This is a genomic window from Cupriavidus sp. CPT47-8839-RL05A (assembly GCF_058792255.1).
Map to the genome: position 1 here is coordinate 228,726 of NZ_JBYTEG010000007.1, position 14,403 is coordinate 243,128.

11 protein-coding genes are annotated in these 14,403 nt (G+C 65.2%); 8 read left to right on the forward strand and 3 right to left on the reverse strand.

The features are described from left to right. Positions 1-121 precede the first annotated feature (121 nt). The 6 genes from AC3WVS_RS10870 (at position 122) to AC3WVS_RS10895 (ending at position 7,003) form a co-directional block, all read left to right on the forward strand. Entirely contained in the window at positions 122-448 is a 327-nt protein-coding gene (locus tag AC3WVS_RS10870) for a hypothetical protein (protein ID WP_492318635.1), read from the forward strand. An 87-nt stretch (positions 449-535) separates the two neighbouring features. After that, a complete protein-coding gene (locus tag AC3WVS_RS10875) occupies positions 536-766 on the forward strand; it encodes a hypothetical protein (RefSeq protein WP_492318636.1) in 231 nt (76 codons plus the stop codon). After that, the gene (locus AC3WVS_RS10880; RefSeq protein ID WP_492318637.1) at positions 767-2,299 is read left to right on the forward strand and encodes a CYTH and CHAD domain-containing protein; all 1,533 of its coding nucleotides are present in this window, start codon (positions 767-769) and stop codon (positions 2,297-2,299) included. It begins immediately after the preceding gene. A gap of 243 nt (positions 2,300-2,542) precedes the next feature. Next, on the forward strand, positions 2,543-3,583 hold the full coding sequence (locus tag AC3WVS_RS10885; protein WP_492318638.1) for an isocitrate/isopropylmalate dehydrogenase family protein: 1,041 nt from the start codon (positions 2,543-2,545) through the stop codon (positions 3,581-3,583). A gap of 187 nt (positions 3,584-3,770) precedes the next feature. Continuing rightward, entirely contained in the window at positions 3,771-5,093 is a 1,323-nt protein-coding gene (locus tag AC3WVS_RS10890; RefSeq protein WP_492318639.1) for a CitMHS family transporter, read from the forward strand. Positions 5,094-5,779: 686 nt separating this feature from the next. After that, positions 5,780-7,003 carry a polyhydroxyalkanoate depolymerase gene (locus AC3WVS_RS10895; protein ID WP_492318640.1) on the forward strand — a complete coding sequence of 408 codons (1,224 nt, stop codon included), beginning with the start codon at positions 5,780-5,782 and terminating at the stop codon, positions 7,001-7,003. Here the strand turns inward: AC3WVS_RS10895 and AC3WVS_RS10900 are convergent. Then, complete coding sequence (locus AC3WVS_RS10900; protein WP_492318641.1) at positions 6,981-8,270, reverse strand: MFS transporter; 1,290 nt, start codon at positions 8,268-8,270, stop codon at positions 6,981-6,983. The genes AC3WVS_RS10895 and AC3WVS_RS10900 overlap by 23 nt on opposite strands. Positions 8,271-8,294: 24 nt before the next feature. After that, the gene (locus AC3WVS_RS10905; RefSeq protein ID WP_492318642.1) at positions 8,295-9,452 is read right to left on the reverse strand and encodes a pyridoxal phosphate-dependent aminotransferase; all 1,158 of its coding nucleotides are present in this window, start codon (positions 9,450-9,452) and stop codon (positions 8,295-8,297) included. A 287-nt stretch (positions 9,453-9,739) separates the two neighbouring features. Between AC3WVS_RS10905 and AC3WVS_RS10910 the strand changes: the two genes are divergently transcribed. Continuing rightward, positions 9,740-10,183, forward strand: coding sequence for a cupin domain-containing protein (locus AC3WVS_RS10910; RefSeq protein ID WP_492318643.1), 444 nt, complete (start codon positions 9,740-9,742; stop codon positions 10,181-10,183). 79 nt (positions 10,184-10,262) lie between these two features. Here the strand turns inward: AC3WVS_RS10910 and AC3WVS_RS10915 are convergent, their stop codons facing one another. Beyond that, positions 10,263-10,910, reverse strand: coding sequence for a TetR family transcriptional regulator (locus AC3WVS_RS10915; protein WP_492318644.1), 648 nt, complete (start codon positions 10,908-10,910; stop codon positions 10,263-10,265). A 164-nt stretch (positions 10,911-11,074) separates the two neighbouring features. Between AC3WVS_RS10915 and AC3WVS_RS10920 the strand changes: the two genes are divergently transcribed. After that, positions 11,075-14,365 carry a bifunctional cytochrome P450/NADPH--P450 reductase gene (locus AC3WVS_RS10920; protein ID WP_492318645.1) on the forward strand — a complete coding sequence of 1,097 codons (3,291 nt, stop codon included), beginning with the start codon at positions 11,075-11,077 and terminating at the stop codon, positions 14,363-14,365. Positions 14,366-14,403 lie beyond the last annotated feature (38 nt).

A 14,403-nucleotide genomic window follows, 5' to 3' on the forward strand; every position in this document is an offset into this window, starting at 1 on the left:
GATTCTAGCTGGCGTATCGCGCATATCGGGGCCAAACTGATCGCACTGCTCCCGCGAAATACGTACCATCATATGAGCATCCGATGCGTAAAATGATCTGACGCGCCCACTGGAGCTGCCAATGACCCACGCAATACCATCTGCGACCGAGACCACCCCGGAAGGGCTGATGCGCTTGATCGAGCATATTGGAGGTGCTGCAGCGCAAGGTCACCTTGACCCGGAGTTTGTGCGCAAGTTGGGGAAGCGCATTGCCAACGAATTGCAGGATATGAAAGCGACCAGGCTGCCGGGTGACCGCGAGCTTGCCGGGCTGGAGGACGGCATAGAGGCACTGCTGCTGGCCGCGGACCGCAAGCACGGCGCCAGGCTGACCCAATCGCTGCAGAAGTTGCGGGAGCACGAAATCCCCTTCGGCGGGGAGTCGAATGCCAGCCAGTCGCACTAGCAGGGGTGCCTGGCGAAGCGTGAGCTCATTAAGCACGCAGTTCAATGACCTGGGTCGTTATTGCCACCGCAGATAACCTTGGAACCTATGTCGAAGACTGACAAGAAACGATACCTGAAAGCACTTAACCGGCGCCTGAAGAAAGAGTCGGCCGGAAAGTTCGATACGCTCTTTATCTTCGACCCGCCCGGCTCGAAGCCGAAGAACGCCACCGGGGTGACCACCAGCGGCCCTGCCAGTGACGAGACCCTTGCAGTGATGAACGCAGTCCAGGCCAGGGTATTCGCAAAATTCGAGGGCACGGCAAAGCTCGGATAAATGGAACGCGAACTCAAGCTCGAGTTGCTGCAGGATCAGGCCGAAGCGCTGATCGGCTTGCCCCTGGTGTCGTCCTGCTGTGTGGAGCCGCCGCACGAAGACAGGCTCGTGAGCACGTATTTCGATACGTCGGACCTTGCCTTTCGGCGCATGCACGCGTCGCTGCGCGTGCGGCAAGCGGGTGAACATCATGTGCAGACCTTGAAGACCTGGGGCACGCAGCATGGGGCGCTTTACGAGCGGGAAGAGTTTGAGTCGGCGGCCCCCGGAAATACGCCAGATCTGGGTGCACTGCGAGACAAGCTGCCCGAAGGCACTGCGTTGGGGACGCTGCTGCGTGAAGGCGACCTGGCACAACGCCTGAAGCCGATCTTCATCACGGATGTCCGGCGCACGGTCCTGCTGTTGCGCTTGCCACAGGGGGACGAGGTCGAACTGGCGGTCGATCGCGGCGTTGTCCGCGCGAACGACGCCACGGAGCCGATCCGCGAGCTTGAGATAGAGATCCAGGCCGGGGAGTCGGCCCATCTGTCAGCGTTTGCCCTGCGGCTGCTCGACGCAGTGCCAATGCGCCTGAGCCGCGCCAGCAAAGGCGACCGTGGCTATGCGCTGGTGGCTGCCGAGGCCGAAGAAGCGGTACGGGCGCAGCCCCTCAGGCTGGCCGATGCCGGCTCGGCGGAGGCGGTGTTTCGGTGCATTGCCCAGAACTGCCTGGCGCAAATCTCCGGGAACGAACGCGGCGTGGTCAACGGCTCCAATCCGGAAAGCGTGCACCAGATGCGTGTCGGCCTGCGTCGCCTGCGCTCCGCGCTCGATATCTTTGAGCCGCTGCTTGCCTGCCCGCCGGCACTGCAATCGGACCTCAAATGGATTGCCGATGAACTCGGCCCCGCACGTGACTGGGAAGTGCTTGCCAATACCACCTTGCGTGACGCGTTCGATGGGGCGCCGGAGGACGTGGGCGCGGGCGCGGTGCTTGCCGCGGCGAAGGCAGTCGCAGCCGATGCCCGGCAACGCGCGGCCCAGGCCGTGAATTCCGATCGCTACACCCGGCTGATCCTGACGCTGAGCCATTGGCTGGGCAGCGCGGACTGGCGCGATGGCCTTGGCGAGGCGCAGCGCACGGCACTCACCGGACCCGCCAGGGATTTCGCGCTGACCACGCTGCGCAAGCGGCAACGCAGGCTGCTCAAGCGGGGACGGGGCATGGCAAAGCTCGATGAGCAGCGGCGCCATCGTGCGCGTATCGCCGCAAAGAAGCTGCGCTATGCGACCGAGTTCTTTGGATCCTTGTTTGCCGCGAACAAGGTGCACCGCTATCGCCGGCAATTGTCGCGCCTGCAGGATGACCTCGGATGGCGCAATGATATGGCGGTTGCAGCGGGGTTGTTGCTGCGCCTGGGGACAGAACGGCAGCAACTTGCCATTGGCTGCGGCTATGCGCGCGGCTATATCGCAAGGGGTGTCAGCGTTGACCGGCAGCCGCTGCGCCGCCTCTGGAAACAATTCAAGGCGGCACGCCTGTCCGCCTAGCCCGGCTTCCGGGCATCAGCGCCCGTTCAACGTCGCGGCCAGCCGCTCTCCGTCAGCAGAGATCGTCCCCCTCCGCGTAAACCCCAATGACATAGCCGGCACATTGACAGTTTCCTGACAGCCTTCCCCGCCTAGAATCGGGCCCCTGGTCACCCGGACCGGCGCCCGCCCGGCGACGAGAAACATAGCCTCCCTGGCGCCCTGGCCGGCCAGCGAAACGCTCAATTCACGACAGGAACGCAAATGGAAAACGGTGCACGCGAACAGATCCCGGCCACGCTGATCCCCGGCGACGGGATCGGTCCCGAAGTTGTGGACGCCACCGTCAGGGTGCTGGAAGCGCTGGACGCCCCGTTTGCCTGGGATATCCGGCGCGCGGGGATGGCCGGCGTCGAATACAGCGGCGATCCCCTGCCGCAAGACACGCTGGACAGCATCGGCCGCACCGGCCTGGCCCTGAAGGGGCCGCTGACCACGCCGGTGGGCGGTGGTTTCCGCTCGGTCAATGTGCGCCTGCGCGAGACGTTCAACCTCTATGCCAATGTACGCCCGGCCCGCACCCTGGTGCCGGGCCGCTTCGAGAATATCGACCTGGTGCTGGTGCGCGAGAACGTCGGCGGCTTCTATGTGGCCCATGACTACTACATCCCGGTTGGCGACGACCCGCATGCGGTGGCGGTGTCGACCGGCACCAACACGCGCGACGCGTGCCGGCGCATTGCCCGCTTCGCCTTCGAGTACGCCGTCAAAAACGGCCGCAAGAAGATCACGGTGGTGCACAAGGCCAATATCCTGAAGGCGCTCACCGGCATCTTCCTGGAAGCGGCGCGCGAGGTCGCCAAGGACTACGCGGGCCGCGTGGACATGGACGACATCATTGTCGACGCCTGCGCCATGCAGCTGGTGCTCAACCCGTGGCGCTTCGACATGCTGCTCTGTACCAACCTGTTCGGCGACATCCTGTCGGACCAGATCGCCGGCCTCGTTGGCGGGCTTGGCATGGCGCCGGGCGCCAACATCGGCGACCAGGCCGCGATCTTCGAGGCCGTGCACGGCTCGGCGCCAGACATCGCCGGCAAAGGCATTGCCAACCCGATCTCGCTGATGCTGGCCGCCGGCCTGATGCTCGACCACGTGGGCCGCCAGGACCTGGCCACGCGCCTGCGCACGGCCATCGAGCTGACGCTCGTCCAGGACCAGGTGAAGACCGGCGACCTCCACGGCACGGCCACCACGCTGCAGTTCGCGGACGCGGTAGTGAAACGCATCGTTTCCGCCAGCTGAGCCGCGCCCGCGCGGCCCGCCCGGGCCAGCGCGCAAGACTGCCACCCTCCGCGGTCATTCCATACCCGGCACGCCCTGGCGTGCCGGCGGGATCGGCCTTGCTTTTAACCTCGTGCGCCGCACGGACGCGCACACACCCGCCCGCAAGCACCCCACGCTGCAGGGCGGCAAAGAGATCCAGAAAAAGATGTTGACCCTGCTCGCCTATTCGATGGTGATCGTGTTCATGGCACTGATCATGACCAAGCGGCTCTCCGCCATGGTGGCGCTGATCCTGGTTCCGATTGCGTTCGCCGCGATCGGCGGCTTCGGCCCCGAACTCGGCCCGATGATGCTGGACGGCGTCAAGAAGCTGGCGCCGACCGGCGTGATGCTGATGTTCGCCATCCTGTATTTCGGCCTGATGATCGATGCCGGGCTGTTCGATCCGGTGGTGCGCGCGATCCTGAAGATGGTGGGCGGCGATCCGGTCAAGATCATCATAGGCACCTTCGTGCTGGCCGCGCTGGTGTCGCTCGACGGCGACGGCTCGACCACTTACATGATCACCTGCGCCGCCATGCTCCCGCTCTACAAGCGCCTGGGCATCAGCCGGCTGGTGCTGGCCTGCGTGATCATGATGGCCGGCGGGCTGATGAACATCCTGCCCTGGGGCGGACCGACCGCGCGTGCCGCCAGCGCGCTGGGCGTGGACGTGGGCTCGCTGTTCGTGCCGATGATCCTGCCGATGATCGTCACCGGCATGTGGGGCCTGTTCGTGGCATTCCTGCTCGGCCGCCGCGAACGCAACCGGCTTGGCAGCATCGCCCTGATGCGCACCGGGGCCGGCGATGACGGCCATGCCATGCCGGAGGCTGCCACCGGCGATCCCCGGATCGCCAGGCCCAAGCTGCTGTGGTTCAACTTCCTGCTGACCAGCGGCCTGATGGTGCTGCTGATTCTCGGCACCTTGCCGCTGCCTGCGCTGTTCATCATCGCGTCCGCCATCGCGCTGATGGTCAACTACCCGAGCCTGCACGAACAGAAGGAGCGCATGAGCGCGCATGCCGCCAACGTCGTGCCGGTGGTGTCGCTGATTTTTGCCGCCGGCATCTTCGTCGGGATCCTGTCCGGCACCAAGATGGTCGATGCCATCGCCAACAGCGTCATCAGCGCCGTGCCGGACTGGATGGGTCCCTACATGGCCCTGGTGACCGGGGTGCTGAGCATTCCGTTCACCTTCTTTATCTCGAACGACGCGTTCTACTTCGGCATCCTGCCGATCCTGGCCAAGGCCGCCGCCGTCTATGGCATCGGCGCGGCGGAAATCGGACGCGCCTCGCTGATCGGGCAGCAGGTTCACCTGCTGAGCCCGCTGGTCGCGTCGACCTACCTGCTGGTCGGCCTGGCCGAGGTCGAATTCGGCGATCACCAGCGCTATACGCTGCTCTGGGCGCTGTCGGCGGCAGTGGTCATGATGCTGGCTACCGTTGCCTTCGGCGTGATTCCGGTCATTGGCCGGGCAGCTTGACAGCGCGGAAGCGGCACCGGGCGGGTCAACCGCATCCGCCTGCCTGGCGTTTTACCCGAACGTAACTTGCAAAGATTTACAAATAGCCCGGCAGACGGCCTGACGGCATCCGCCCTGCTGGCTATAGAGGATCACATCCCGGCAGCACATGAGCCGCATTCGCACCGAATGAACCAGCCAGCCTTCATTTCGTTGCAAATGACGTATGCAAAGCGTTGCAATAGGGTTAGATCGAATATGTTACTGAATGTAAATGACGTAACTTGATTGCAAGCTGTACCGCTGGCATTGCGACGCAATGCCGGTGGCTTGAGTAGTAGGGGGGCATCATGCAGCATTCCAGCCGATTCGCGTGCGACCTGGGCCGCGCGCACCTGTCCGGCCGCAACGGCCGCCACGGCAACGCCGGTGCTTCCCGCAACCAGTCCATTCGACATCGACGGCACCTGAGCCGCGCGCAGCACTTCTCGGTGCACCAGCGCCACCTTCCCACTGACGCACCCGCGGCAGAAGCCTGTCGCCCGCCCAGCCATCTTGCACGAAGCCGGCCGTGCGGCTGCCGGGCGCGCCACCTGCGCTGACGCCCGCATCGCGCAGCACCTGCAAGAAAGCACTGGTCTCTGCCCGGTTTGCCGGCCCCTGCGCCAGAACAACACACCAACCCTATCAAGAAGGCGGGAATCGCCATGGCGCTCTACGCTCTGCGGGAACTCACGCTGCAATCCCTTGGCCCGCTCGGGGCGATGATCGAAGCGGGTTATCGTGCAGTCAATTTCTGGGGTGAGTCGGTCGCCTGGCTTCCGGGGCTGCGCGAGACCGACGCCGCGCTTGAGTTGTTCACCCGGCTGAGCAAGGCCTACGGGAAACCTCGCTTTGAGATCGACGAGGTCCTGGTGCGCGGGCAGCCGGTGGCCGTCACCGAGACCGCGCTCATCGAAGCGCCCTTCTGCCGGCTGCTGCATTTCAGGAAGGACATGTCCAGCCCTGGGCCCCGCGTGTTGCTGGTGGCACCGCTCTCCGGCCACTACGCCACCCTGCTGCGCCCGACGGTCGAGGCATTGCTGCCGGAGCACGATGTCTACATCACCGACTGGGCCGATGCGCGCCAGGTCCCGCTTGACGCCGGGCACTTCGATCTTGGCGGCTATGTCGACTACCTGAAAAAGTTCTTGCGCTACCTCGGCGCCAGCACGCATATCGTCGCGGTTTGCCAGCCCGGGGTCCCGGTGCTTTGCGCGGTCGCCCAGATGGCCGAAGACAACGAGCAGGTGCAGCCTCGCTCAATGACCCTGATCGCCGCGCCCATCGACACGCGCGTCAGCCCGACGGCGGTCGACCAGTTCGCGCAGCAATATTCGCTGGCGTGGTTCGAGGCCAACGTCATCGAACGGGTGCCCGCCGGCTACCCGGGAAACGGGCGCCGGGTTTATCCGGGCTTCCTCCAGCTGGCAGGCTTCGTATCGATGAACGTCGCACAGCACGCCGGTGCGCACCTCGACTTCTACCGCGACCTGGTCGATGGCAGGCAGACCGAGGCAGCCAGGCACCGCAAGTTCTATGACGAGTACAACGCCGTGCTCGACGTGCCGGCCGAGTACTACCTGGAAACCATCCAGAAGGTTTTCCTGGAGCATCACCTGTGCCGCGGCTGCATGGAAGTCGGCCAGCGCCGCGTCTACCCCGAGGCCATTGCCAACGTTTCATTGCTGACCATCGAAGGCAGCGACGACGACATCACCGGCCGCGGCCAGACCGAAGCGGCTCACGCGCTCTGCGCCGGTCTTGCGGCCGACCGGAAGGAACACCTGGTCGTCGATGGCGTGGGTCACTACGGCACCTTCGCCGGCCAGCGTTTCCGGCAATCCATCCTGCCCGCCATCACGCAGTTCATTCAACGGTGCGCTGACTGAGGACCTCCGGATTTGCTTCGCCGTCCCGGGTAGCAATCAATGCTTTTGGCGCCAGCGGGATCAAAAACAGGATCAGTGCGTACACCACCGTAGTCGCGATCACACAATATGTGAAACCGTGCGTCGGGCTGCTGTTATAGATCCATGATCCCAGGACATCGCCGGCACGCGCCGAGAGCGCAAGAACGCCATCCACCAGCATCATCAGGGTTCCTTGCAGGCCCGGCGGACAGGACCGCATCGCGAGATCGAAGTATGCCGCCGTGGCGACACCGCCCATCAGCCCTATCGGTGCCGCCAGTACCAGGGCAAGATTGGCTGAGTCGATGAATGCCAGCGGAACCATCTGCGGCACTGCGACGATCGTTCCCCACCACAGCAGCTTGTTCAGCGATACCTTCTTGCACAGAAAGCCATACAGCAGGAATGTCGGGATGAACGCGGCGGCAAAGATCCCGTTGTAGTACGAGTAAACGGAATCCGATGCATGCAGCTCATTGCTCAGATAGAACTGCAGCGGCGTGGCCGCGCCTGGCGCAAAGTTCCACAGAAAGCAGATGAGAACCGCTGGATAGACAGCCTTATGTCTCACCAGCCGCCTGACATTGCCAACGAGATCCGTGCCCCTGGCTTGTGGCTTCTCGTAGATGTGGCGGAAGACCGAAGCGGGCTTCCAGAGCCCCAGCACCGCAATCGACAAGGCGAACATCGCCATCAGGAGGAAGGCTTCCTTTGCGGCAAGATGATCCGAGATGTACCCGGAGGCGAACGCCCCCGCAACCACCGGGACGGAGCCGACCACGTTCAACAGCGCGCTCAGGCGCCCGGACATGAGCTTCTCCTGGCCCACCAGCGCGATCAACCCCTGATAGGCTGCAGCGATAAATCGGGACGACAGCATTGCCAGCAGCATCCCGATGACCAGTCCCGCGTATGAGAAACCTGAATACGCCATCCAGATGAATGCCGCCGCGGTCGCCGGGGCGAAAATCAGGAAGAAGCCCCGATCGCGCAATCCCAGCGGGTTCCATTGGTCGCGCGCGAGGCCAAAAACGAACGCAAGGTAGACTGGTATGCCCGTCACCAGCCGGAATATCGATATCTCAGTCGCCGTCGCATGCAACTGGTTCTTGAGCAGGTACGACGTCTGTATATCGACCAGGTAGCCGGCCGGCGTTGCCAGGGCGATGAACAGGGTCAGCCAGCCGAAATACAGCAGGGTCCGGTCGTTGCCCTCGGAACCACCATGACCAGAAGCGGCCGGCATTTTCGTCGCTCAGCGTTGCACGTGTCAGAGGTCCCACGCCAGGCGAATCCGCTCGCGAATGTCAGCCAGGCGCTGGACCGGCTCATTGGCAAAGACGAAGCGCAGGTACCGGATGCCGCTTGGCCCCCAGTTATCCATCGGCGTGGCCGCCACGTCGCCGCGCGCCAGCAAGCGCCTGGACGCTTCAGACGGTGCAAGACCGAGCCGTTGGGTATCCATCAGAAGCGACCATCCGCCGTGCGGGCGAATCACGGGGAGATCGGCCAGCGCGGACAACATCATATCGCGGCGTGATTCCCACTCTGCCGTTGCCGCGGCCACGCCATCGTCGCTGGCAGTCAGTGCGGCTGTGGCCCCTGGCATGGCGATACCGACCTGGCACACGACGTTCGACAAGCTGGTCAGCCGCACGTCGGCCATCAGCGGCTCCGGCCCGACTATCCAGCCGACTCTCCAGCCAATCATGCGATATTCCTTGGAGACCGAACCAACGGTGATGGTGCGCTCGCGCATGCCAGGCAGAGAAACGGGGTGGATCACCTGCCGACCGTCGAACAGGATTCTTTCCATGGCTGCGTCATATACCAGCCACGCACCGACCTGCTCGCAGTGCCGGGCGATCTCCTCCCACTCCGGCGCGGACACGACGAAGCCAGTCGGCATCGACGGCGACATGATGAGCAATGCCCGTGTGCGGGGCCCGATCGCGTCGGCGAGGCTGTCCAGGTCGAGTCGCCAGCCGTCGACCCCTGGCATGAGGCGCGCAAATCTTGGCAGCCCGCCTGCGAGGTAGACACGATTGATCAGGCCTGCGTAGGTCGGATCCGTCAGTACCACCTCGTCCCCCGTCTCGATTGTGGATAACAGGACATTCAGAATCCCGGCCAATCCACCCGCGGAGATGATGCATTCGGTATCAGGGTGGTATGTGACGCCGGAGATGCGCCGGACACGCGCCACCGCGGCTTCCCGCAGTGCACGCTGGCCCATGAATGGCAGATAGCTGTTGGCAGCATCGTCATCGATTGCCTCATGCGTGCGCCGGATTGCTGCTGGCGGCGGCCGCAAGTCAGTGTCGAGGTTCTCCAGTCGCAAGATATTGGCGTTTCGCATCGAGTCAGCCTTGTCGGCCATCCTGTCAACCCCGATGCCGGGAATGCTCTGCAAGCGAGTGACTGTCATGATGTCATCCCCTCTCCCTGTCAACTCCATTGAAATGGGAAAGCGAGCCAGGGGCAAGTGACATTGCGCATGGGAGGAACGTTTGCTGACGCACATTGGCCATGGCAATCCTCATTCCTGGCGATGACTTCCGATCGTGGGCCGCCTAAAATTCCCAGACATCAAATATGGGAGCAGCCCATGCCCCGCCCGTCCGGCATCGTGGCCGGCTCGCTTTGGAGCTGCCGCATGCCTCACACCTGGACAGCATCGCCACGTCGACGTTCTCACTGACGGAGCAGAACAGCATGAAACCAGAACCATTTGCGGTGACTCCGGATGCGTATGGACGCGCGCTCAACGTGGTGGGAGAAAGGATCACGGTGCTGGCATCCAGGACCGCCACGCAAGGCTATGAGGTGTTTCTGCAGCAGGGCGAAGAAGGCAGTGGCCCACCGCCCCATAGCCATGACTGGGACGAATCGTTCTTCATTACCAAGGGGACGGTCGAGATCGGCTATGGCGATCAAGCGATCACTGCTGCCGCTGGCACCTTTGTCCATGTGCCAGCGGGCACGGTGCATTACTTCCGTTTCGGCTTCGGCGGCGGCGAAATGATTTCAGTCACCAGCCACGGCGGAAACGCATCGCGCCTGTTCACGCGGCTCGATGAGGAAATTGCGCCAGGCGCGCCGGACATGGAAAAGCTCCTGGCGGTGGCGCAAGAGTGCGGCATCACGATTTCAGGGTGAGCGCTGGCCCGGACACACGCCTTCGCTTCGGCCACTGCTTCGGCTGAATTCTTCCTTCCGCGTGTTTCGTCGCAGCAGGCTACGCCGCCACGGCCTTGCGCTCCCTGCCTGATTTCGTTCCCGGCTGGGCATTCGGCCCTGCCGCGCCCTGCAGCAGCCAGCAACTCAACTGCACCGAGCGCGCCATCAGCCTGCGCCGTCCGGCGGCATCGGCTTCGATGTAGTCGACGCATTGATGGAAAAGGTAGGAAACGACGTACGCGCAGACGTCGTCAATGACCGGGCGTGAGAGCTTGGGACACAACCCCAGCCGCTCGATGTCTTCCGCCATCTCGGCGGCGATGTCATCCAGCACCGTGCGAATGGCAACGCGAAGCGCGGGCTGCGGGCCCGTGATCCCGCATACACCAACGATGAATGCATCCGGGTGATGCTGCGCGTACAAGAACAGGGCTTCGCAGGCACGCTTGGCCACTTCACCCGGGTTGTCGCGGGCAGCGGCCCATCGGACCGCACGCAGCATCGGCCGCAGTTCAGCGCTGACTTCGGCCATGGCGGTGATGGCCAGGTCTTCCATGTCGCTGAAATGCCGGTAGAACGTGTTGGGATTCAGGCCGGCCTCGCGCGCGATCTCGCGCAGCTTGAGTGCCGCAAAGCTGCGCTTGGCTGCGGCCAGCCGCAACGCGGCGTCGATCAGGCGGCGTTTGCCGTCGGCAATGGCTTCCATGAATGTGGTTTAGTAGCAGGACTCGGTTTTTGCCCGACAGGCTTCGTTGACAGCATGTCTACGGTTGTCTACGCTTGGGCCGGTAGACAGATGTCTACGTTAAATGAAACGGCCGCACGTGGCAAATCGCGTGTCAGCGCCCGTTCAGGAGACACCGCCCCGCCATGCCGCCGCCCATTGAGCTATCCAGCCCCGACCAGGCGTCCGACGCGCCGCATCAAACCCCTGCCCGCTCCATGCATGCCCCCATCCCCGAGCCCATCCCGCGCGACCCGGGTTGGCCGCTGGTCGGCAACCTGCTGCAGATCACGCCTGGTGCGCTGGGCCAGCACCTGCTGGCGCGCAGCCGCCACCATGACGGCATCTTCGAGCTGAATTTCGCCGGCCGGCGCGTGCCGTTCGTGACGTCGGTGGCACTGGCCTCCGAGTTGTGCGATGCCGCGCAGTTCCGCAAGTACATCGGCCCGCCGCTGTCCTACCTGCGCGGCATGGCCGGCGACGGGCTGTTCACCGCACGCTCCGACGAGGCCAACTGGGGCAAGGCGCACCGCATCCTGATGCCGGCGTTCAGCCAGCGCGCGATGAAGGGCTACTTCGACGTCATGCTGCGCGTGGCCAACCGGCTGGTGGACAAATGGGACCGGCAAGGCCCGGATGCCGATATCGCGGTCGCCGACGACATGACGCGGCTGACGCTCGATACCATCGCGCTGTCCGGCTTTGGCTATGACTTTGAATCGTTCGCCAGCGCGGAACTGCACCCCTTCATCGAGGCCATGGTGGGCGCGCTGGAAGAGGCGATGTCCAAGCTGACGCGCTTTGCCCTGCAAGACCGCTTCATGCACGCGGCACACCAGAAGTTCGACCACGACACCCGCTTCATGCGCGACCTGGTGGACGACGTGATCCGGCGGCGGCGCGCGGGCGACGCGGGCGAACGCAGGGGCGGCACGGCCAACGACCTGCTCGGCCTGATGCTGGAAGCGCGGGACCCGGACACCGGCCAGCGGCTGGACGACGAGAACATCCGCAACCAGGTGATCACGTTCCTGATTGCGGGCCACGAGACCACCAGCGGGCTGCTCACCTTCGCGCTGTATGAACTGCTGCGCAACCCGGGCGTGATGGCACAGGCCTACGCGGAGGTGGACGCCGTGCTGCCCGGCGACGCGGCGCCGGTCTACGCCGACCTGGCGCGGCTGCCGGTACTGGACCGCGTGCTGAAGGAAACCTTGCGCCTGTGGCCCACCGCGCCCGCCTTCGCCGTGGCGCCGTTTGAAGACACGCTGCTGGGCGGCCGCTACCTGATCCGCAAGGACAGGCGCCTGTCGGTGGTGCTGACCGCGCTGCACCGCGACCCCAAGGTGTGGGCCGACCCGGAACGCTTTGACGTCGACCGTTTCCTGCCTGAGCAGGAGGCAAAGCTGCCGCGCCACGCCTACATGCCTTTCGGCAACGGGGAACGTGCCTGCATCGGCCGCCAGTTTGCGCTGACCGAGGCCAAGCTGGCACTGGCGCTGATGCTGCGCAATTTCCAGTTCACCGACGCGCACGACTACCAGTTCCGCATCAAGGAAACACTGACGATCAAGCCCGACGGATTCACGGTGCGTGCGCGCCGGCGCCGGCCGCATGAGCGCATCGCTGCGGCGCCGCTCGCCGGGATCGCGCAAGCGCCGCAGGCGGGGCCCGATGTGCGGGGCGGCGGCAGGACGCTTGCCGTGCTGTACGGATCCAGCCTTGGCACCGCGCGCGAACTGGCTGAGCAGGTGCATGCCGGCGCGCTGGCGGCGGGCTTCGATGCGACGCTGCGCGACCTGGACGACGTGGCCGACGCGCTGCCGACCACCGGCCTGGCCGTCATCATCGCCGCCACCTATAACGGCCGCGCGCCGGACTCGGCAAGGCGGCTCGAAGCACTGCTCGACAGCGGCGCCGCCAGCGGCTACCGGGCAGAAGCGCTGAGCGTGGCCGTGCTGGGCTGCGGCAACTCGCAATGGCCGACGTACCAGGCCTTCCCGCGCCGGGTCTATGAATTCTTCACCAATGCCGGCGCCAGTCCGCTGCTGCCGCGTGGCGAAGCTGACGGCAACGGCGACTTCGACCAGGCCGCGGAACGCTGGCTCGCCTTGCTGTGGCAAGCCTTGCAGGCCGGTGACGGCGTGGGCGGGCCGGCCCAGGGAACGCCGCCGGTCCGGGTGCAGGTGAAAGACGTCGCCGAAATCCGCGCATCCACGCTGCCGGCGAACACCCAGGCCTTCACGGTCCTGGCCAACACCGAGCTGGTGAACGATCCAGCCGGCCTGTGGGATTTCTCGCGCGAGGCGCCGCGGACTTCCACGCGCGATATCCGCCTCAGGCTGCCCGAAGGCGTGCGCTACGCCACCGGCGACCACCTCGCCGTCTATCCGCAGAACCAACCCGGGATGGTCGCGGCCCTGTGCGAGCGGATCGGCATCGACCCGGACGCCATCGTCACCTTGTCCGCCTCCGGCGGGGCCGCGCGCGGCCTGCCGCTGGGCGAGGCCCTGTCCGTGCGCCAGTTGCTGACCCATTTTGTGGAGCTGCAGGACGTGGTGTCGCGCCATACCCTGCGCCTGCTGTCGCAGTCTTCGCGCTGCCCGGTCACGCGCCAGGCCCTGCAGCAGCTGGCCTCGGACGACGCCGGGAGCGGGTACGCCGCCCAGGTGGCGCCGCGCCGGCTCGGGCTGGCCGACGTGCTGGACCGCTTTCCAGCGATCGAGGTGGATCTGGCCGGCCTGCTCGCTTGCACCGTGCCGATGCGGCCGAGGTTCTATTCGATTGCCTCATCGCCGCTGGTCTCGCCCGACGTGGCGACCATCACCGTCGGCACGGTCTGGTCACCGGCGCTGTCTGGCCGCGGGCTCTTCCGCGGCGTGGCTTCCACCTGGCTGCAAAGCCTGGCGCCAGGCGCCATGATGGCGGGCGCCATCCGCACGCCCAATCCCACCTTCGCGCCCGCGGCGGACCCGGCCACGCCCATGATCCTGATCGGCCCCGGCACGGGCATCGCGCCGTTCCGCGGCTTCCTTGAGGAGCGGGCCGCGCAACAGGCAGCCGGGCGGCCGCTGGCCCCGGTGCAGCTGTACTACGGCTGCCGCCACCCCGCGCACGACTGGCTCTACCGCGACGACGTGGAGCGCTGGCAGGCACAGGGCGTGGTGCAGGTCCACCTGGCCTGTTCAGTCGTCGTGGATGGCGAGCCGCGCTACGTGCAGGACCTGCTGTGGCAGCGCCGTGCCGATGTCTGGGCGCGGCTGAACCAGGGTGCGATCATCTACGTGTGCGGCGACGGCCGCCACATGGCGCCCGCGGTCAGGCAGGTGCTGATTCAGATCTGCGCAGAGCAAGAGGGGATGACGGCAGAGGCGGCGTCTGACTGGCTGGCGGAGATGGTCAGCGCGGGCAGGTACCGGCAGGATGTCTTCAACTGACGCCCCGCCGGGTCGCCAGGCCGCGCCGCTGACGCGGT

Excerpts from the sequence above, each read along its gene's own strand:
- AC3WVS_RS10870 (WP_492318635.1), top strand. The coding sequence starts at position 122 with ATGACCCACGCAATACCATCTGCGACCGAGACCACCCCGGAAGGGCTG.
- AC3WVS_RS10875 (WP_492318636.1), top strand. The coding sequence starts at position 536 with ATGTCGAAGACTGACAAGAAACGATACCTGAAAGCACTTAACCGGCGC.
- AC3WVS_RS10880 (WP_492318637.1), top strand. The coding sequence starts at position 767 with ATGGAACGCGAACTCAAGCTCGAGTTGCTGCAGGATCAGGCCGAAGCG.
- AC3WVS_RS10885 (WP_492318638.1), top strand. The coding sequence starts at position 2,543 with ATGGAAAACGGTGCACGCGAACAGATCCCGGCCACGCTGATCCCCGGC.
- AC3WVS_RS10890 (WP_492318639.1), top strand. The coding sequence starts at position 3,771 with ATGTTGACCCTGCTCGCCTATTCGATGGTGATCGTGTTCATGGCACTG.
- AC3WVS_RS10895 (WP_492318640.1), top strand. The coding sequence starts at position 5,780 with ATGGCGCTCTACGCTCTGCGGGAACTCACGCTGCAATCCCTTGGCCCG.
- AC3WVS_RS10900 (WP_492318641.1), bottom strand. The coding sequence starts at position 8,270 with ATGCCGGCCGCTTCTGGTCATGGTGGTTCCGAGGGCAACGACCGGACC.
- AC3WVS_RS10905 (WP_492318642.1), bottom strand. The coding sequence starts at position 9,452 with ATGACAGTCACTCGCTTGCAGAGCATTCCCGGCATCGGGGTTGACAGG.
- AC3WVS_RS10910 (WP_492318643.1), top strand. The coding sequence starts at position 9,740 with ATGAAACCAGAACCATTTGCGGTGACTCCGGATGCGTATGGACGCGCG.
- AC3WVS_RS10915 (WP_492318644.1), bottom strand. The coding sequence starts at position 10,910 with ATGGAAGCCATTGCCGACGGCAAACGCCGCCTGATCGACGCCGCGTTG.
- AC3WVS_RS10920 (WP_492318645.1), top strand. The coding sequence starts at position 11,075 with ATGCCGCCGCCCATTGAGCTATCCAGCCCCGACCAGGCGTCCGACGCG.